The 20615-nt window shown below is 36.1% G+C and carries 16 protein-coding genes; 9 read left to right on the top strand and 7 right to left on the bottom strand.

Annotated features, from left to right (window positions below; translation table 11 throughout):
- Positions 1-245: 245 nt before the first annotated feature.
- The 4 genes from hemL to ACAM30_RS13075 all read right to left on the bottom strand — a co-directional run bounded on the left by hemL (position 246) and on the right by ACAM30_RS13075 (position 3744).
- Positions 246-1532 carry a glutamate-1-semialdehyde 2,1-aminomutase gene (hemL, locus tag ACAM30_RS13090; protein ID WP_369615070.1) on the bottom strand — a complete coding sequence of 429 codons (1287 nt, stop codon included), beginning with the start codon at positions 1530-1532 and terminating at the stop codon, positions 246-248.
- An 81-nt stretch (positions 1533-1613) separates the two neighbouring features.
- Positions 1614-2510 carry a glucosaminidase domain-containing protein gene (locus tag ACAM30_RS13085; protein ID WP_369615069.1) on the bottom strand — a complete coding sequence of 299 codons (897 nt, stop codon included), beginning with the start codon at positions 2508-2510 and terminating at the stop codon, positions 1614-1616.
- On the bottom strand, positions 2503-3399 hold the full coding sequence (locus tag ACAM30_RS13080; RefSeq protein WP_369615068.1) for a 1-aminocyclopropane-1-carboxylate deaminase/D-cysteine desulfhydrase: 897 nt from the start codon (positions 3397-3399) through the stop codon (positions 2503-2505). Before ACAM30_RS13080 ends, ACAM30_RS13085 begins: the two co-directional genes overlap by 8 nt.
- 3 nt (positions 3400-3402) lie before the next feature.
- Positions 3403-3744: a hypothetical protein gene (locus tag ACAM30_RS13075; RefSeq protein WP_369615067.1), complete on the bottom strand. Its 342-nt coding sequence runs from the start codon at positions 3742-3744 to the stop codon at positions 3403-3405.
- Positions 3745-3856: 112 nt separating this feature from the next.
- Between ACAM30_RS13075 and ACAM30_RS13070 the strand changes: the two genes are divergently transcribed.
- The 5 genes from ACAM30_RS13070 to ilvA all read left to right on the top strand — a co-directional run bounded on the left by ACAM30_RS13070 (position 3857) and on the right by ilvA (position 8823).
- Positions 3857-4033 (top strand): DUF5522 domain-containing protein, encoded by a 177-nt coding sequence (locus tag ACAM30_RS13070; RefSeq protein ID WP_369615066.1) that lies wholly within the window; start codon positions 3857-3859, stop codon positions 4031-4033.
- 287 nt (positions 4034-4320) lie between these two features.
- Positions 4321-4467, top strand: a complete 147-nt coding sequence (locus ACAM30_RS13065; protein ID WP_369615065.1) for a hypothetical protein — start codon at positions 4321-4323, stop codon at positions 4465-4467.
- A 133-nt stretch (positions 4468-4600) separates the two neighbouring features.
- The gene (locus ACAM30_RS13060; protein ID WP_369615064.1) at positions 4601-6577 is read left to right on the top strand and encodes a urocanate hydratase; all 1977 of its coding nucleotides are present in this window, start codon (positions 4601-4603) and stop codon (positions 6575-6577) included.
- Positions 6578-6751: 174 nt separating this feature from the next.
- The gene (locus tag ACAM30_RS13055; RefSeq protein ID WP_369615063.1) at positions 6752-7291 is read left to right on the top strand and encodes a DUF4136 domain-containing protein; all 540 of its coding nucleotides are present in this window, start codon (positions 6752-6754) and stop codon (positions 7289-7291) included.
- Between the two features lie 287 nt (positions 7292-7578).
- The gene (gene ilvA / locus ACAM30_RS13050; protein WP_369615062.1) at positions 7579-8823 is read left to right on the top strand and encodes a threonine ammonia-lyase IlvA; all 1245 of its coding nucleotides are present in this window, start codon (positions 7579-7581) and stop codon (positions 8821-8823) included.
- A 264-nt stretch (positions 8824-9087) separates the two neighbouring features.
- Here ilvA and ACAM30_RS13045 read toward each other — a convergent pair whose 3' ends face one another.
- Both ACAM30_RS13045 and ACAM30_RS13040 read right to left on the bottom strand, forming a co-directional pair.
- Complete coding sequence (locus ACAM30_RS13045) at positions 9088-9255, bottom strand: hypothetical protein (protein ID WP_369615061.1); 168 nt, start codon at positions 9253-9255, stop codon at positions 9088-9090.
- A gap of 59 nt (positions 9256-9314) precedes the next feature.
- A complete protein-coding gene (locus tag ACAM30_RS13040; protein ID WP_369615060.1) occupies positions 9315-10898 on the bottom strand; it encodes a vitamin K epoxide reductase family protein in 1584 nt (527 codons plus the stop codon).
- 350 nt (positions 10899-11248) lie between these two features.
- Between ACAM30_RS13040 and ACAM30_RS13035 the strand changes: the two genes are divergently transcribed.
- From ACAM30_RS13035 to ACAM30_RS13025, 3 genes are all read left to right on the top strand, one after another.
- Entirely contained in the window at positions 11249-11635 is a 387-nt protein-coding gene (locus tag ACAM30_RS13035; protein WP_369615059.1) for a group III truncated hemoglobin, read from the top strand.
- Between the two features lie 107 nt (positions 11636-11742).
- Positions 11743-12183 carry a hypothetical protein gene (locus ACAM30_RS13030; protein WP_369615058.1) on the top strand — a complete coding sequence of 147 codons (441 nt, stop codon included), beginning with the start codon at positions 11743-11745 and terminating at the stop codon, positions 12181-12183.
- 140 nt (positions 12184-12323) lie between these two features.
- A complete protein-coding gene (locus tag ACAM30_RS13025) occupies positions 12324-14081 on the top strand; it encodes an aromatic amino acid hydroxylase (protein WP_369615057.1) in 1758 nt (585 codons plus the stop codon).
- Positions 14082-14332: 251 nt separating this feature from the next.
- Here the strand turns inward: ACAM30_RS13025 and ACAM30_RS13020 are convergent, their stop codons facing one another.
- Positions 14333-14962 carry a DUF4230 domain-containing protein gene (locus ACAM30_RS13020; protein WP_369615056.1) on the bottom strand — a complete coding sequence of 210 codons (630 nt, stop codon included), beginning with the start codon at positions 14960-14962 and terminating at the stop codon, positions 14333-14335.
- Positions 14963-15509: 547 nt separating this feature from the next.
- On the opposite strand from ACAM30_RS13020, the gene ACAM30_RS13015 reads away from it, so the two are divergent.
- Positions 15510-20558: a gliding motility-associated C-terminal domain-containing protein gene (locus ACAM30_RS13015; protein ID WP_369615055.1), complete on the top strand. Its 5049-nt coding sequence runs from the start codon at positions 15510-15512 to the stop codon at positions 20556-20558.
- Positions 20559-20615 lie beyond the last annotated feature (57 nt).

Here is a 20615-nt window from a genome sequence, read left to right as displayed (position 1 = left end):
AAAGTCATTTATTAACTTTTCATTAACTACTTGTCGATTACTTGTCGATTTTAGTGTTTAAACTGTAAATCGAGACTGAATTGTGTGAAATGTGAAATGTGAAATGTGAAATGTAAACTGTGACTGAACACTGTAACTGAACACTGCGACTAAACACCGCGACTACAAAACAAAAAAAAGACCCAGCTTTACTAAAAAAACTGAGTCTTCGATTGAAAAAAAATATATACTTTAATTTCTAAGATTTAAAAAGTTTTCGAAACTTTATCTATCGCATTGATTGTAAAATCAAGATCTTCATAAGTTAGCGCATCGGTAATAAACCAGGTTTCGTAAGCCGATGGTGCAATATAAACCCCTTCTTGCAACAAGCCGTGGAAGAATTTTTTAAACGTTTCATTATCGCCTTTCGCAGCAGTTTGAAAATCAACAACCGGATTTGCATCAAAATGAACTGAAATCATCGATCCTACTCTATTGATTGTAAAAATCACATTATTGGCTTTTAAAACTCTATCGATTCCGGCTTCTAAGTAAGCTGTTTTTTCTTCTAAACGGGTAAAGATTGCCGGATCATTATTCAGTGCCTGTAACATTGCCAAACCTGCAGCCATTGCCAACGGATTCCCTGATAATGTTCCTGCCTGATATACCGGACCAAGCGGTGCTAGATAATTCATGATTTCTTCACGGGCTGCAAAAGCACCTACAGGTAAACCTCCACCAATTACTTTTCCGAAAGTTACGATATCCGCATTGATGTTGTACAATTCCTGAACTCCACCACGAGCCAAACGGAAACCAGTCATAACCTCATCAAAAATCAGTAAAATTCCGTTTGCCGTACACAATTCTCTTAAGCCTTCCAGAAAACCTTTTTGTGGCGGGATACACCCCATATTTCCTGCAACAGCTTCGATGATAATCGCAGCAATTTCACCTTTATTAGCGTCGATTAAAGTTTTTACATTCTCTAGATCATTGTATTTTGCCAATAAAGTATCTTTTGCAGTTCCTTCTGTAACACCAGGGCTGTTTGGCGATCCGAAAGTTACGGCACCACTTCCCGCCTGAATCAAAAATGAATCTGAATGTCCGTGGTAACAGCCTGCAAACTTGATGATTTTATCTCTTTTTGTAAATCCACGAGCCAAACGAATGGCACTCATGCAAGCCTCTGTACCTGAATTTACAAATCTTATTTTATCAATATTCGGAACCATCGAAACCGCTAAAGCTGCAATTTCAGTTTCTAATTCCGTTGGCATTCCAAAAGAAGTTCCCAGTTTTGCTTTTTCGATTACCGCATCCACAACTGGCTGGTAAGCATGTCCCAGGACCATTGGCCCCCATGAATTGATATAATCGATTAATTTATTTCCGTCTTCATCATACAAATAAGCACCCTTGGCGCTCTTTACAAAAATTGGAGTTCCACCAACCGCTTTAAATGCTCTTACCGGTGAATTTACTCCTCCCGGAATTACTTTTTCTGCTTCAGCAAAAAGCTGACTACTTCTTTTATAAATCATTATGATTTTAGATTTTAGATTTCTGAATTTAGATTTTAATGAATTCGAACCAACACTGAAAACCGAGACTGAGACTGAAAACTATTTCACTCTCAACTTCTGTCCTATCGAAATCGCGTTATCCGAAAGATTATTTTTTTGTTTTAAATCGTCAACCAATACGTTGAATTTTTTTGAAATCGAATACAAGGTATCTCCCTTTTGAACTTCATATAAATTTGGATCATTGGAATTAGAAGATGACGGAGTGTTGGAAGAAGCCGAAGAACTTCTCACCGGAGCTGATTTTTCAAAAGGTTTATAGCTTTTTCCAGTAACCTGACAATCGTATTGATGTAAATTGTATCGTTCGATATAGCTAATTAATTTATCCGGATAATTGGGATCTGTCGCATAACCTGCCGCTCTTAATCCCTTTGCCCAAGATTTATAATCGTCTTTTTCGTAAGTAAATAAAGTTGCATATCTGTTTTTTCCAACCAAAAATAAAGCGTGATCTCTGTACGATTCAGATGCTTCTGTATATTTTCTGAAACATTCCTGAGCAGAATCATCATCGTGACGAACACTTTCTCCCAGCCAATCCTTATGACATTTAATCCCAAAATGATTATTGGCTTCCAGGGCCAGATCTCCTTTTCCTGCACCGGATTCTAAAATTCCCTGTGCCAGAATGATACTTGCCGGAATGCCGTACTTCTGCATATTGCCTATTGCAATATCTTTGTACTGTAAAATATAATTATTGATTAAATCGCTGGTTACAACTGTTTTTGAAGTAGACTGAATAACCTCAGTTGTATTATTTGTAGAAGGGTATTTTTTGCCAATTGGTTTGGTATAAGTTGGCTTTTTGGTTGTTGCCACTCTGGGCCTCTGGACTTCTGCCGCTTTTTTGGTCGTCGCGATAGTAGGTTTACTGGAAGAGCAGCCTACTACAGTTGCCAGAATTAAAAGTGCTAATATTTTTTTAACCATTGCTTTTAAGTATTGGTAATTTTTTCTGCTTCAATTTAATATTCATTCCTTCAATGCCCTGCAGTCCGCCGGTGTGAAGGAGTAAAATTTTTGAATGTTCAGGAAAATAGTTTTTATGTATTAAGTCTATAACGCCAAAAACCATCTTTCCCGTATAAATTGGATCTAAAGGCACTTTATTTTCTTCCAAAAAAGCGTTGATAAATTCAATTAATTCCAAATTTACCTTCCCATAACCTCCAAAATGATAGTCAGAAATTAAATCCCAGTTATCTTTCTTTGCAAAAATACGAATTTCATCGGTTAAAAAGTCACCTTTTAACGCTGGAAATCCCAAAATTTTCTGATGCGGCAACGCACTATTAATCAATCCCGATATTGTTCCGCCCGTTCCTACCGCACAGCAAACAAAATCAAAATGAGCATCTTCTCTGGTCAAAATCTCTTCACATCCTCTCACGGCCAGTTCATTTGTTCCGCCTTCGGGTACTAAATAGAAATCACCAAATTTATCTTTTAGTTTTTCTATAAAGGAATCTTCATTTTTATGTCGGTACTCTTCCCGCGTCGCAAACTCAAACTCCATTCCGTTTTCCTGAGCAAATTTTAATGTAGGATTCTCTTCAATTTTATTAAAAAGCTCCTCGCCTCTAATCACTCCAATTGTTCTCAAACCCTGCTCTTTTCCAGCATAAGCAACTGCTGCAATATGATTGGAAAAAGCTCCACCAAAAGTCAACAGCGTCTTCTTGTCTTCGGTTTTCGCCTGAAGTAAATTGTATTTAAGTTTCCTGAATTTATTTCCTGAAACAAACGGATGAATCAAATCTTCCCGTTTTATAGTCAGCGAAATACCCTTCGGAAAAGTAATATGAATTTCCTGATTCAAAATCTAATGGTGTTTTAAAGTTAAGTAATTCAAAAAGCCAAAAAAAGATCGGTTTTTCAAATAATTTAGTTGAGTTTCATTGGCGTAAGCTTCCCTCTCAAAACTTATATTCCGATACGCCAGCTCTTTGTCTTTATATTGTATCAGCCGAATTGCATATTCAAAAACATAAAAAATATAAAACAGAAGTATCAATAATTCCATTTGTTGTCGAAGATGAATTTTTTCATGATTGACAAAAACAGCATTTGCTTTATCTGCATCATATTTCAAAATCACAAACGGAAACACAGCCATTCCCCGATACCCTTTTGGAATTAAATATTTAGCAACAATCAGAAACATTAGCTGTAAAATTTATAAATTTGTAGATGAAAATTGTCCAATTTCATTAAAGTCACAATCTATTAATTATTTTTGATTTTAAAAAAGAGGAACACGAACGCAATGCAGATTTATGAAGGAGCAAAGTAATGAAAATAAATTAACTGAAGGGGAAGATTTTTACTATACCCCCGAAGGTTATAAATGCTTTACTGAAAAACACCATCTAAAACGTGGTTATTGCTGTAAAAGCGGCTGTCGTCATTGTCCGTATGGATTTGACAAACGAACAGGGGAAATAAGGAAATAATTCTTTAGACTTCTTAGATCGTTAGATTTTTAGACTACTTAGATTATCCTAATCATCTTCATCTAAGAATGACAAGAAGTCAATAAAATAAATAACAATTGTAAAATTACAAGACTTAGATTCACTTTAAAGAAATCTAACAATCTAAGCAAGTCTAACAATCTAAAAATCTATAAATGGATATTCTGTTTCGAAAATTTAGGATTACCATCCACAAATCCTATCACAGGTCGGATATCCGTTATCCTTAGTTATTTTTTTTAAATTGAAAATGTGCCAATTTGAAAATGAGATCATTATTTTTTGAATCGAGTATTCATTGGCCATATTTCGCTCCTCTGGGGCTTTTACCAAATGATCGCATTGTTTTCTATTATAAATATGTCGCCTTTTCAGGACTTAGAATAACTCCATTAGGAATGTACTATTTGTAAAAGTAAAATTATCGATCAGAAATTCAACTCAGGCGGAGCGACATAATCTAAAAAAACAAAAAATTAATCTGTTGTTAATCTTGCTAAATTATCTTAGCAACTTTGAATCTTAGCAACTAAGTACCTTAAAAAAATGACTTTTCAAGAACAAATACAACAAGGAATACCTGCCATATTACCTCCAAAAGCAACTTACGATTTAGCGATTAACCATGCGCCAAAGCGAAAAGAAATCCTGTCAGCTGAAGAAAAAAAGCTGGCTTTAAAAAATGCATTGCGTTATTTTGATGCCAAGCACCATGCGGAATTAATTCAGGAGTTTTCGGAAGAATTAGAAACTTACGGACGTATTTATATGTACCGTTTTCGTCCGGAGTACAGAATGTATGCTCGTCCAATTGATGAATATCCGGGAAAATCATTGCAGGCAAAAGCCATCATGCACATGATTCAGAACAATTTGGATTATGCTGTAGCACAACATCCGCATGAATTAATTACTTATGGTGGAAATGGAGCTGTTTTTCAAAACTGGGCACAATATTTACTGACGATGCAATATCTGTCTGAAATGACAGACGAGCAAACATTGACCATGTACTCAGGACATCCAATGGGATTGTTTCCGTCGCATGCAGAAGCTCCAAGAGTTGTCGTAACAAATGGAATGGTTATCCCAAATTATTCAAAACCGGATGATTGGGAGAAAATGAATGCTTTAGGAGTTTCGCAATACGGACAAATGACTGCAGGAAGTTATATGTACATCGGGCCTCAGGGAATTGTGCACGGAACAACGATTACTGTTTTGAACGGTTTCAGAAAAATCAAACAAAATCCGGAAGGAAATCTTTTTGTAACTTCAGGGCTTGGCGGAATGTCGGGCGCACAGCCAAAAGCCGGAAATATTGCCGGCTGTATCACGGTTTGTGCCGAAGTAAATCCAAAAATAACTAAGATTCGTCACGAACAGGGCTGGATCAATGAAATTGTAACTTCGACAGAAGAACTGGTAAAAAGAGTCCTAACCGCAAAAGCCAATAAAGAAGTAGTATCCATCGCTTACTTAGGAAATGTGGTGGACGTTTGGGAATGCTTCGACAAAGAAAACATCAAAATTGATCTGGGTTCAGATCAGACTTCTCTCCATAATCCCTGGGCAGGAGGTTATTATCCTGTTGGAATTTCTTTTGAAGGAGCTAACGAAATGATGGCTAATAATCCTGAATTATTCAAAGAGAAAGTACAGGAATCATTACGCCGTCAGGCAAAAGCCATTAACAAACACACTGCAAAAGGGACTTACTTTTTTGATTACGGAAATGCCTTTTTATTAGAAGCTTCACGCGCAGGTGCTGATGTAATGGCCGAAAATAATATTGATTTTAAGTACCCAAGTTATGTTCAGGACATTATGGGACCTATGTGTTTTGATTACGGTTTTGGTCCGTTTAGATGGGTTTGTACTTCGGGGAAACCGGAAGATTTACAGAAAACAGATGCTATTGCCAGTCAGGTTTTAGAAGAAATGGCCCAAACAGCTCCAAATGAAATTCAGCAGCAAATGCAGGATAATATTAAATGGATCAAAGGTGCACAGGAGAACAAACTGGTTGTAGGTTCACAAGCCAGAATTCTATATGCCGATGCTGAAGGCCGAATTAAAATTGCCGAGGCTTTCAATCAGGCGATTGCCAAAGGTGAAATTGGAGCAGTTGTTTTAGGACGCGATCATCATGACGTTTCGGGAACAGATTCTCCGTATAGAGAAACCTCTAACATCTACGATGGCTCACGCTTTACAGCCGATATGGCCATCCAAAACGTGATTGGAGACAGCTTTAGAGGGGCAACCTGGGTTTCTATACATAATGGCGGCGGAGTTGGCTGGGGAGAGGTTATAAATGGTGGCTTTGGTATGGTTCTTGATGGATCCAAAGAGGCTTCAAAGCGTTTAGCCTCAATGCTTTTTTGGGATGTTAACAACGGAATTTCAAGAAGAAGCTGGGCGCGAAATGACGAAGCAATTTTTGCTATCAAAAGAGCAATGGAAGTTCAGCCTTTATTAAAAGTAACTTTGCCTAATATTGTAGATGAAAATCTATTTTAGACAAAAATATTAAGCTGAGCGGGGTTGAAAAAATGAGGACTTCGGCTTCGCTCAGTCTGACACAGGGCTTCGCTCAGTCAAACAGGGCTAGGCTCAGTTTGAAGCGGCTATATTCAGTCAGACTGAGCGTAGTCGAAGTCTGGCAGATCAAAGAGAACATTAAATTTTAAACATATGAAAACATTCAAATTAGTACCCGTTTTTTTGCTTTTAATACTAGCGTCATGCAGCACGGTTAGCGTTTACTCTGATTACGACAAAAACGTAAATTTTGGCTCTTACAAAACGTATGCTTTCTTCAAGCCCGGAATTGATAAGGTTGAAATCTCTGATTTGGATAAAAGACGTATTTTACGTGCCATCGATGATCAAATGCAAGCCAAAGGTTTTACCAAAAGCGAAAACCCTGATTTATTAGTTAATATTTTTACTAAAGCAAGAGAACAAGTCAATGTAAATCAATTTAGCGCCGGCTGGGGTTATGGTTGGGGATGGGGATGGAATCCTTACATGATGTACGGAGGAAACCAGACTACCGTTTCTACTTCTACCGAAGGAACTCTATTCATTGATTTGATTGATGCTAAGAAAAAAGAAATGATCTGGCAAGGAGAAGGTGTTGGAACGCTAACCAAAAACGTTGCTAAAAAAGACGAAAAGGTTGCCGAATTTGTATCTAAAATTCTGGCACAATACCCTCCGGTTAAAAAGTAGTTTTCAGTCTCTGTTTTCAGTTTTTTACAAAAACTAAAAAAAGTTATTGAAATCTTCTCAAAATAATTAATACATTTGCGATTCAATTATCTGAAATGAAAAACTTAAATAACATTATTATCTCTATTACTATTATTGCAATTCAGCAATAATGGCGAGGTAATATATAAATAAGTAAACAAAATACAATTTATAAAACCTCCCAGATCGGGAGGTTTTTTTATTTAAATTATTTTGTCACAGATTAAAAATCTTTTGAATCTGTGGCAAAAAATAAAACAAACAATATGAATTTATTTAACGAAGTACTTGCTGCTCAAAAGCAACTTGAAAATGTGGTTGCCGCTACTCCACTCACCCAAAATTTAAATCTTTCGGAAGAGTTTAAATCTACTATTTTATTAAAAAGAGAAGATTTACAAATTGTACGATCGTATAAAATCAGAGGAGCTTACAACAAGATTTCTTCGTTAACCGAAACCGAAAAAGCAAGCGGAATTGTATGTGCCAGCGCAGGAAATCATGCACAAGGCGTGGCTTACTCCTGTCATCTTTTACAAATAAAAGGCAAAATCTACATGCCCAAAACCACTCCAAAACAAAAAGTTAAACAGGTACAATTGTTCGGAAAATCATTTGTTGAAATTGTACTTACCGGAGATACTTTCGATGATGCCTATGCCTCAGCTACAGCAGATGCAACCGAAAATCAAAAAACATTCATCCATCCTTTTGACGATGACAAAGTTATTGCCGGTCAGGGAACTGTAGGATTAGAAATTCTGGACAGCTGCAAGGAACCTATTGATTATGTTTTTGTTCCGATAGGCGGCGGTGGACTGGCTTCAGGTTTGTCTGAAGTTTTTAAACAATTAAGCCCTAATACAAAAATTATTGGAGTGGAGCCTAAAGGAGCTCCTTCGATGAAAAACTCTATCGAAGCAAATAAAAACACGGCTTTAAAAACAATTGACAAATTTGTGGATGGTGCCGCTGTCAAACAAGTGGGCGACAAAACTTTCGAAATCTGCCGTACTAATTTAGACGATATTGTTCTGGTACCGGAAGGAAAAGTTTGTACTACAATTTTGCGTTTGTACAACGAAGAAGCCATGGTGGTAGAGCCTGCAGGAGCTCTCACTATTGCCGCTTTAGATTTTTATAAGGATAAGATAAAAGGTAAAAAAGTAGTCTGTGTGGTTAGTGGCAGTAACAATGATATTGAAAGAACAGCCGAAATAAAAGAGCGCTCTTTATTGTATGAAGGTCTGATGCACTATTTCATGATTCAATTTCCACAGCGTCCGGGGGCTTTAAAAGAATTTGTAAACAATATTTTAGGCCCTGATGATGATATTACTTATTTCCAATTTGCTAAGAAAAACAGCCGGGAAGTAGGTTCTGTTGTCGTTGGCTTAGAACTAAAAAACAAGAAGGATATACTGGCTATTAAAATGAACATGACCCAAAGCGGATTTGAGTTTCAATACTTAAATGACCGTCAGGATTTGTTTACACAACTGATCGGATAAAACAAAGCTTATAATTACCAAAGTCAATATGTATTGGCTATTATAAGGAACTTCGTTTGATGTTTTTGAAAACGGAGTTTCTAGCCCTGATGGAAGCGGCATCCTTTTTAGGCAATCGAAAAAATTCTCGCTTTACGTAAATTCTCTGCCTTAAAAGATACAGCGTACAGCAGGAAATAGCTACTAATTATTATTCTTAAAGGCTTAGAACCTGCTTAAAATTGAAACAGGTTCTAAGTTTATATACTCACTTTAAGTAGTTTATTACATATCTGTTCTTGCCGCACAAAATCCGTTCACGCACTTTGTACTTCCTAGAGGAAGACATCTAGGTCCACCTTCAACGCATCTTTCTCCCAGACCACCATTGATTGCTTTCAATGCATTTTTACCTAAAACTACAATTCCTTTTAAATCTTTTAACTTTTTCATGGTTATTTTTTTTGATATAATTAATACTTCAATCGTTTTAAGACAGTCGAAGCTTCTGTCTACTCTTGCGCAAGAATATTTTGAGGTCCTATTATTTTTTCTAAATTTTCACTTTCTTCTGCAAATTCATTCAGAAAATATTTTAGTTCACTTATATCGTACTCATTTGGATGCAACCTGCCGTTTACAATGGTAACCGGAGTATAATTAAATTCATTCTTGAAACACCAATCATACTGTTTCTGAATCTCATAATTTACCATCATTGTTACCAAATTGACATTCCACTTTTCTGTCCACTGTTTTAAATCTAAGTTTTTAATGTGCCAATCCGAAATTGCTTCCGTGATTTTAGACGGTTCCGTTTTATTGATCGTCAACAATCTTTCAACGACAACTTTGTATGGGTTATCGTTGTTTTCGGGATTTACATTAAATAAAACTCGCAAAAAAACGCGCTCGGGAAATTTAGAAACTAAAGCAAAAGATTCCTGAAATGCCTTATGACAATGTCCACAACTTGGGCTAACAATTATCGACAATTGCAAATCCGCATCTTTATTCCCAAAGTTTAAACTTTTTAAATCTTCGAAACCATCTAATACGGGAACCTCTTTTGATAGAAAATTAAAAAGAGAATAGCTTCGCTTAAATTTTTTCATCTGTTTTAAACCATGCCCGGCTTCGATACTATCTTTAATAAATGGTTTTATCAATTTCCAAATAGAATAAATGGAGACTAACAAAACGAAGAATAAAACAAAAATATCAGGAGAAAAACTTAAAGTAAATTCATTTTGAAAAAACCATACAACTCCTTGAATTGCTATTAAAAATGAAGTTACCAAGCATAAAATACACCATTTTTGAATTTGAAATTTTTGAATCCAAAATGAAAATAGCAGTACCGGAAACGAGAGCACGCTTAAAAAACCGAGAAAAACACTTGACATTGAAGGCTTAAGTAATAAAGAAAGTAAACTTGTACTAAAGAAGATCAATGGTAGCTCAGGAAAATTAATTCCTTTAATAAAATTATTTTTTTCTGATTTTATAACCGAATCACAGGAAACATTTGCTCCTATTGTACACAACTTAGAAACAACTGTATTTTTTATTCCAAAATTTTCCTGAGCAATAAAAACACTTACTATTAATCCAGCTATTGTAGTTCCAAGAAAAATATAATCAAATAAGGTATAGTAATTCATAAAAACAGACAACAAAACCAGGAATAATAAAGGGAATATGTACTTTAGTCCATTCAGATCATAATTTTTATTTTTTATTATTTTACTTTCATTAGGTTCTATTGCAACAATTATCCCGTTCCAGTCTGAAGTAAATTCATCAAATAAAAGTGTTTGTTTAACTTCGTCCTGGTCAACAATTTTTATATTTTTTTCGCTTTTAGACACCAACACCAGCTTTTCTTTATAAAGAGCTAAAAAAGACTCCGGTAGCTCTAACAATTGATCCTTTGGAACATTTGCAGCGATATTTTCTACAGCTAGTAAATCTAGTGTATCTGTTATTGCAAATAAACTTGGGTAATTTGGATGAGAGAGAAAGATTTCTTCGAATTCATTTTTTAATTTATCATAATTATTTAATTCAAGTAATTTTTCTATCAATCTTATCATGTTGTTTTTGAAAGTGATTTTGTTATAAAGTAAATACAGCCCAAACGTGCTTATATTTTCTAAAAATACAAGTTTTATCTTACTAACACATAAAAAATCACAATATTTTGCTTTTAAAAACAAAATTTAACATTCTGACAAAAAGTAAAACAATATTTTAAAAAAAGATGTGTTCGGCCAATTTGAGAAAACCCTCCTGCAATTCATAGCAAAAATTATTAGAATTTAGGAATAGAAATTTCATAAGAACAACCTTTCCGGCAGAAAAAGATAAATTGACTGAAAATGACAAATATCATCGATCACAACTGAGTTAATCGTACTTTTGTCTTTCATTTATAGTAAAAAACATGGCAACGCTTAAAGACATTTCAAACATAGAAGATATAAAATTAATGGTCGATACCTTTTATGGTAAAGTGCGAAAAGACAATTTACTGGGACCGATTTTCAATGCTAAATTACAGGATCGATGGTCGGAGCATTTAGAAAAAATGTACGGTTTTTGGCAAACTATTTTATTTGATGTGCGTGCCTATTCAGGAAGTCCTTTTCCTCCACACAAACAATTACCGGTAGATAAAACCCATTTCGATCGTTGGGTACTGATTTTTAACACTTCTATCGACGGACTTTTCTCAGGAACTATTACCGAAGAAGCAAAAATGCGGGCAGCCAACATGGCTTATATGTTCAATTACAAAATTGAGTATTTCAGAAATCCTGAAAATCATTAATTTTTTAATTGATACTTAGCTGATTTTACTGTTTGCCTTAACTAAAATATACAGTACTTTTAAACCCACATAAAATTATTCTAACCAATCTACTTTTGCGTTTACACATGAAAAAAATAGTACTCTCTTTTTTGTTCTCTCTTTTATTTTTAAATTTTACAAAAGCACAATCATCAAAAAATACTTTATACAAGGGAACAATCGATGGAAAGACAAATGTCACTTTTTATATAAAAGCAGAAGAAAATCCCTGTACAGCCGACCTCATGTACACTTCAATCTATCGTTATGACAAATCAGGAGGGTGGATTCAGCTGAATATTACGCAAAACACAAAAAACGAAAATCAGTTCGCCCTTGTAGAACATGGCTTTTCCGGCATGATGATTTTAACGAAGGAAGGAACCAATTTTAGTGGTTTATGGATAAGTCCCGACACTAAAAAACAATTAAAAGTAGTACTAAAAGAAATCAGTATGTCTAAAAAAGACATTGAATCATACGAAAAGAAACTGGAGAAAGTTAACTACGAAAACAATGATTGCTAAAAGATAAGCTTCCTTTTCTTATTGGGAAAAGTCACGAAAAATGCAATTAAAAATCATTTCGGATAAAAAAAATGCTATAAATAGCAAAAATTAGCACCGTAAATCCGTAATTTTACATTCTAATCTACAACGTTTTCGAAATGAATGCCAATATTGAAACAAACCCGTTACTAGAGCGATTGCCTAAACATTTAAAGCAATTTATTAAACCTCAGGATTATGGTGATTACACACCAATTAATCAAGCTGTTTGGCGCTATGTAATGCGTAAAAATGTAGATTATCTTTCAAGAGTTGCCCATCATTCGTACCTGGATGGGTTGAAAAAAACCGGAATCGAAATTGACTCTATTCCAAGTATGTACGGAATGAATCGAATTCTGACTGAAATAGGCTGGGCAGCTGTTGCGGTGGACGGATTTATTCCGCCAAATGCCTTTATGGAATTTCAGGCATATAATGTTTTGGTTATTGCTTCAGATATTCGTCAACTGGAACATATCGAATATACTCCGGCACCGGATATTATTCATGAAGGTGCAGGACATGCTCCTATTATTGCTAATCCGGAATATGCAGAATACTTAAGACGTTTTGGAGAAATTGGCTGTAAAGCGATTTCATCTCATAAAGATTATCAAATGTATGAGGCTATTCGACTGCTTTCTATTTTGAAAGAAGCCGAAGATACACCACAGGAAAAAATTGACGAAGCCGAAAAAGCCGTAGCTGATTTACAAAACAATATGGGCGAATTGTCTGAAATGGCACAAATTCGAAACCTGCATTGGTGGACGGTAGAATATGGTTTAATCGGCACGGTTGATAATCCGAAAATATATGGTGCGGGCTTACTGTCCTCTATTGGAGAGAGTGCCTGGTGCATGACGGAGAATGTAAAGAAGATCCCTTATAACATCTCTGCTGCCAATCAAAATTTTGATATTACACAGTTACAGCCTCAACTTTTTGTAACACCAAATTTTTCCTATTTGAGTTTGGTTTTAGAAGAATTTGCCAATAAAATGGCTTTGAGAACGGGAGGCCTTTCGGGTATACAAAAACTAATTCACTCTAATGCTTTAGGAACAATTGAGTTGAGTACCGGTTTACAGATTTCAGGTGTTTTTACTAATGTTCTGGAAGATGAAGGAAAACCTATCTATATTCAGACTACCGGAAAAACGGCTTTATCCTACCGTGAAAAAGAATTAGTTGGTCACGGAACGCTAACGCATCCTCATGGATTTGGAAGCCCAATTGGGAAACTGAAAGGCTTCAATTTAGCAATCGAAGACATGAGCCCTAAAGATTTACAAGCCTATTCTATCGTAGAAAATGAAACTGTTCGATTAGAATTTGAAGGTGACGTTATTGTAGAAGGTGAAATCATTACCGGTTCAAGAAATTTACACGGCGAAATCATTTTAATTAGTTTTAGAAATTGCACCGTAACTCATGGCGAAACGATTTTGTTTCAGCCTGAATGGGGTAATTATGATATGGCGATTGGTAAAAAAGTGGTTTCGGCTTTTTCCGGCCCTGCCGATGTGAATAGTTTTGACCTGATCAATACGGTTCCAAAAACAACTACTATTAAAGCACAACATACTGCCGAACGAGATGATTTAGAAGTACTTTATCAAACTGTTCGTATGACCAGAGAAAATAAAGGTGCCGTAACTGAATTAAAGGCTATATTTCATAAACTGAAAGAAAACCATCCTAATGATTGGTTATTGGCTGTGGAAATCGTCGAGCTTTTAGAACATTCAAATGAGAAACAACTTTTACAGGAAGTTCTCGTTCATTTAGATCAATTAAAAGAAAAACGCCCTGAAGTGGCACATTTGATTTCTGGAGGCTTAGATCTGATTTTTGATAAAGAAGCGGTTTAAGTTTTTTTAGAGGTACTAAGGTACTAAGGTTCTGAGGTTTTTCAATCTTGTCATTTCGATTGAAAGGAGAAATCACAAGAGAAACTCCGTCCCAATTGTAATCAATCTTTGTCGAATTACGAATGTAATTTCTCCCTTCGCTCGAAATACTATAAAAACACAAAATCCGACAGGTTTTTAAAACCTGTCGGATTTAATATAATTGTTTTAAAACCTCAGAACCTTAGCCTCTTAGTACCTCTAAAAAAAAACTAAAGCTTCAAATCCTCGCTAAACTCTTTTTCAGACTGAATTGTTTTTCCGTTGTATTGCAGTTTCCATCCCATTGAATTGGTTAGAATTAGAATCTTTGACAGTTCACTGATCAATCGGTTTTGAGCATTTGTTTTTAAGGTAGACTTTTCTATTTTTTTAGCCAGATTGGCTTTTACCGATTTATTGATCTTGTTGTAATCGTCACCCGTAAATGGATTCAATTTACTTTGTTCAACATCATAAAACTGTATATCAGGGTTGATGGTGATTTCTTCTTTTGGAATATTTAAAATGGTAATCGTCTTGTTCTTTTCATCGATATCATATTTCACTTTATGCAAATCGTAAGCTACGGTGACATTTGCATTTACGACCACAAGCGCTTTCTTCTCAAAAGATACCATGTCCATTAAATACTTCTGCTGGTTTTTATAAGTAATGACTTCCGAAAAATGACCTTCGGTAACGACCAGTTTTCCAACATTTAAAATTTGCTGCTGAATCAGATTGGTATTATAATCAATCGTTGAATCGTCATCCTTTTTGAATTCACAATATTTGAAAGCCAGCACTATAACAAGTACGGCAATAGCTAAAACTATTATTCTCTTTATTAGATTTTGCATTCTATCCATTTATTAAACCAAATTACTTCTTTTTTTCGCAAAAGCAGCCTATTGGGGTAATGTTTTTTTCTTCTTATTCATTGACTTAATACTTCTTAAAGCTAATTTCTCAAAAACGAATCTTTTTTTATTTTGGGTTTTAATGTTCTTTTAGGACTTATGCTCTGAATACGATTTCAATCTTCCTCCAAAAAATTCACACGTACCATCTGTAGATCAATTATTTTGTAATCTTTAACTTATATCTGTTTTTTATTCCTCCCAAAATCTAAAACACGGGAATTTTTAGCCGATCAACTGTTACATAAAACAACCAGTTATATCATTGACAATCCGATTATTAAATCCGAACCACTTGTCTCAATTGTCCTAAATACCTTTGCATTAAGTTAAGATGAAGTATAGAAGATGACGTTTACCAATTCAGCTTTGAAAGCACTACTTATTTCATTATTGAGTTAAAAGAAATTTTAGTGCTTTCTTCTGAATTGTCATCCTTCCACACTTAACTGCCCCAAATTCCAAAAACACAATTAACGCACCTACTATGAGGCCACTAAAATTATTTGTTGCGCTATTTTATTTACTCCCTTTTGCCGCAATTGCTCAGGCAGAAATTTCTGCTGTTGCAACTGATGCGTCCTGTACCGGTAACGGTAGAGCAGATGGTACTATTACCATCACGGTTAAAAATGTTTCTGCACCTTTGGTTTATGCCGTTGCAAAATCTCCTTATGATCCGGCAAATATCATTGCGTCTACGGCTTCTCTTATTACACATTTAGAGCCTGGAGATTATTTCTACGGCTATTACGAAAACAATACTTTTATAAAAACTGCAACTACCATAAAAGTAGGCAGTACCTATTCTTCAAGCTCACCCAGTATTACATCTTTTTATGCCGAAAATTACACCTATTGCGCATCTGATCCTAATCCGTTAGGCACAATAAATATTGTTATAGAAAAAGGTAACCCTCCATACACCATTAACTTACTTAATGCTTCCGACAATAGTATCGTACAAAGTATACAAACGTCGGGGGGCTTTTCGTCGCTAAAAAATATGCCCAGCGGATCTTACAAAGTTAGAGCCATGGATAATTGCGGTACCCTTATTTCGCCTCCAACCATAGTAAATCTGGCACCTAATGTAACCCTGAAGGCCGATGATATTATTTTTGACAAAGGAGTCATCAATAGCGTTGACCTTGTCTATACTATTCCCGGAAATATATGTTCAGGTATTAGCAGTGCTTCGCTTCCTAATGGTTTACTGGCTGTTGCTGCTAGTCAGGCTCATGTTAACCCTTATCTCACACCTCGTTTTTCAGGAAATCAAAGTTTTATCTATAAACTTGAAATTCAGAATGGCTCAAACTGGAATGTTTACGATAATTTGACGTATAATCAGGTCACTAAATCTTTTCCGCTGCCTTCTGACCGCTCTAAGTGGGGAATTGTCCGCCTGAGTGCTACTTATTGTAATCTGACAAAAACCGTTGAATTGGATTATGGTGCATCTTCTATTGGAATTCCAAGACCACTTACTGATTTTGAATTTAGTATAGAAGATGATCCTCTAAACACCAATTGTAATGACACAGGACGGGTTTTATTAAATAATGTTCCTAAAGATCAGGGGGGATGTCTTCCTTATACGGTAGAAGTAACAGAAAATGGAACCGGTATCAAAAACACCTACACCATTACCTCTATAAATAGTCTGACCATTTGTAAACTGGGTATTGGTAAAACGTACACCGTAAGAGTAATTGATAATACAGGAACTGCAGTAAAGAATTACACGTTCACAAACAATACTTCAAACACTTCTTCGGAAAAACCAGCTCTTACTGATTCAAAAAATGTATTTATTGATGCCAATTACTTTTCTCCAGATAAAAATATAAGAGCTAAAATACAATTTTTCACAGGACCAAGTGGTAAATTCTTTGGTAAATGTGCACTGGCGGTGTACCCTCCTATGGCTACTCCCGGTTATGTAGGTTTACAAGGAGATGTTACCATAAGCCTTGTAAGTGGTCCCTCTGCGTTGGATATAACAAAAGATTCTGTCATTGGACTGGGAAACCAATTACTGCCTGGGAACTATAAAATAAGAATTCAAGATTCCGCTTGTTTTGACGAGGTCTTTGATGTTGTCTTAGACAGTTATTTTACTAAAATTGAAATTACTAAGGTTAGCTCTATACCGTCATCTACTGTATGCGATCGCTATATCAAGAATGTAACGGTTCAGGTTTCCGGTGTTGGTAAAACGGCAATGGACAATAATTTGAGAAAACTCTACGGAATTGACTTTATCGATCTGGGATTTCTTGTTGTACCTCCTGGTGCCAATCATTTAAACATTCCTGGTAACGCTGTTACTTTAAAAACCGGAATTTATAACTTTTCTTTTGAACCTGATGTAGCCGGAAATTATGAAATCAGTTTATCGCGAAGTTTTGTAACGGGCATTTTGAACAGAAATCAATTATGGGAAAATACTTCGACCAGCATTTTAAATGTTACTCCTAACTTTCCTGTTTTTAATTTATCTAAATCCGGCGGAATTGTCTGTTCAGGAAATACAACGGGGGATCTTTATACCCAGGTAGATCAGGTCACTGAAACGGTCACTTACTTTATAAAAAAAGAAACGGATTCCGATTTCCCAACAACAGGACAATCAAGTCCTATATTTAAAGGATTGACCGCAGGAAATTATATCGTAAAAGCAAAAACAGTCTGCTATGAAGTCTTGCAGCCTCTGATTTTAAGAAGTTCCTTTTCACAATTAATAAATGGTGGAGACAGAGCTGTTTGTATCGGAAGTGATATCAAATTGTCTATAATACAAATGGGACCGGTAAATTCGATAAAATGGACCTTGCCAGATGGTACGCAAATTAGTACCCCTGAATTAAATATCAATAATATAACGGCTGCACAAATTGGCACTTACAAAGTAGAAATTAATTCTTTCGGAGGATGTTATTTTACAGAATCTGTCAACATTACACTTGGAGGCTTATCAACCCCAACAGGAAACACTACCCAGCAATTCTGTGCTGCTGCTAAGGCTACAGTAGCTGATTTAATTACCTCTGAAACTGATGTTGTCTGGTATGATGCAGCTATGGCTGGAAATATAATTTCATCCACAACACTATTAATTGATGGTAAAACCTATTATGCAGCAGCAAAGACAAGTACATGTGAGAGTACAAATCGTTTAGCTGTAACCGTTAGCATTAGTGATCCAAAAACACCAACCGGTGCTGCTACACAACAATTCTGTACAGCAACAAAAGCGACAGTAGCGGACTTGGCTACCTCCGGAACCGGTATTATCTGGTACGATGCACTTACAGGAGGAAATATAATTCCGTCCTCAACATTATTAATTGATAGTAAAACTTATTACGGAACGGCAAAAGCGGGTACATGTGAGAGTACAAATCGTTTAGCTGTAACCGTTAGCATTAGTGATCCAAAAACACCAACCGGCGCTGCTACACAACAATTCTGTGCAGTAACCAAGGCTACAGTAGCAGACTTAGCAGCTTCCGGAACCGGTATTATCTGGTACGATGCACTTACAGGAGGAAATATAATTCCGTCCTCAACACTATTAATTGATGGTAAAACTTATTATGCAGCAGCAAAGACAAGTACATGTGAAAGCACAAATCGTTTAGCTGTAATCGTTAGCATTAGTGATCCAAAAACGCCAACCGGTGCTGCTACACAACAATTCTGTGCAGCTGCCAAGGCTACAGTAGCAGACTTAGCAGCCTCCGGAACCGGTATTATCTGGTACGATGCACTTACAGGAGGAAATATAATTCCGTCCTCAACACTATTAATTGATGGTAAAACTTATTATGCAGCAGCAAAGACAAGTACATGTGAAAGCACAAATCGTTTAGCTGTAATCGTTAGCATTAGTGATCCAAAAACGCCAACCGGTGCTGCTACACAACAATTCTGTGCAGCTGCCAAGGCTACAGTAGCAGACTTAGCAGCCTCCGGAACCGGTGTTATCTGCTACGATGCCTTAACAGGAGGAAGTATAATTCCGTCCGCAACACTATTAATTGATGGTAAAACCTATTACGGAGCGGCAAAAGCGGGTACATGTGAGAGTACAAACCGTTTAGCTATAACCGTTAGCATTAGTGACCCAAAAACACCAACTGGTGCTGCTACACAACAATTCTGTCCAGCTGCCAAGGCTACAGTAGCAGACTTAGCAGCCTCCGGAACCGGTGTTATCTGGTACGATGCCTTAACAGGAGGGAATATAATTCCGTCCGCAACACTATTAATTGATGGTAAAACCTATTACGGAGCGGCAAAAGCGGGTACATGTGAGAGTACAAACCGTTTAGCTATAACCGTTAGCATTAGTGACCCAAAAACGCCAACGGGTGCTGCTACACAACAATTCTGTGCAGCTGCCAAGGCTACAGTAGCAGACTTAGCAGCTTCCGGAACCGGTGTTATCTGGTACGATGCCTTAACAGGAGGAAGTATAATTCCGTCCGCAACACTATTAATTGATGGTAAAACCTATTATGCAACAGCAAAAACGGGTACATGTGAGAGTACAAATCGCTTGGCTGTTATCGTAATTGTTAAAAATGATGTTCCTAATGACAATCCTGACTGGCTTACGTCAGCCTGTATTTCAGAAAAAATAACCTATACTACTGCGGCTGGAATGTCCTCTTACAATTGGCTCGTTTCAAATGAAGGTACTATCGTAAATGGAGGGCAACAATCGGACAATTTTGTAACAGTTTTGTGGAACAATATCGGAAAAGGGACTGTAGAAGTCAATTATATTGATGAAACCAAATGTAATCCTCTTGTAAGTATTAATTTTTCTCTAGACATCCAATCGTGTTTAAAACCTAATGAGGATACTGATATTGAGATAAGAAAAACAATAGATAATTCCGTTGCAAACATTGGTCAACCGGTCATGTTTACCATATCGGCTGAAAATCTGGGAGGGGCTACTTTCAAAGATGTTCAAATTAAAGATATACTTCCATCAGGATATATGTATACCTCATCTAAAACTTCGTCTGGAGATTATAATATCACAACCGGACTTTGGAATTTACCCGAACTGTTACCCTATAAAACAGAAACATTGATCCTAACAGCAAAAGTAAAAACAAAAGGGGATTATCTGAACATTGCTTTTCTGGAAAATTCAACTCCGCAAGATTATAATCCGCTTAATAATAAAGCTCAGGCGGGTATTACAAATCCGGATGTAATTGTTTTCAATATGGTTTCTCCAAATGGAGACGGCAAAAATGATTACTTCGAAATTAGAGGTCTAGAACGGTTTCCAAATAACACTGTAACCATATATAATTCCTGGGGAGTCATCGTATTTGAAACTAATAATTATGGTGCAAACAATAATTATTTCCGCGGAATTTCTGAAGGGAGAGCAACCGTAAACCAAAGTGTGGGATTACCACCCGGAACCTATTTTTATGTGCTTTCTTACGGAAACGGAACGCTCATGACTGAAAAAAGCGGATACTTACATCTTACTTTTAGATAAAAACACAGAGAATTTCATAATCTTTTCGCACAGAAGTTTCACTAAAAACAACTATAC

It is taken from the genome of Flavobacterium sp. CFS9, from assembly GCF_041154745.1.
Classification (GTDB): domain Bacteria; phylum Bacteroidota; class Bacteroidia; order Flavobacteriales; family Flavobacteriaceae; genus Flavobacterium.
This window is presented reverse-complemented; position numbering and strand designations above follow the sequence as displayed.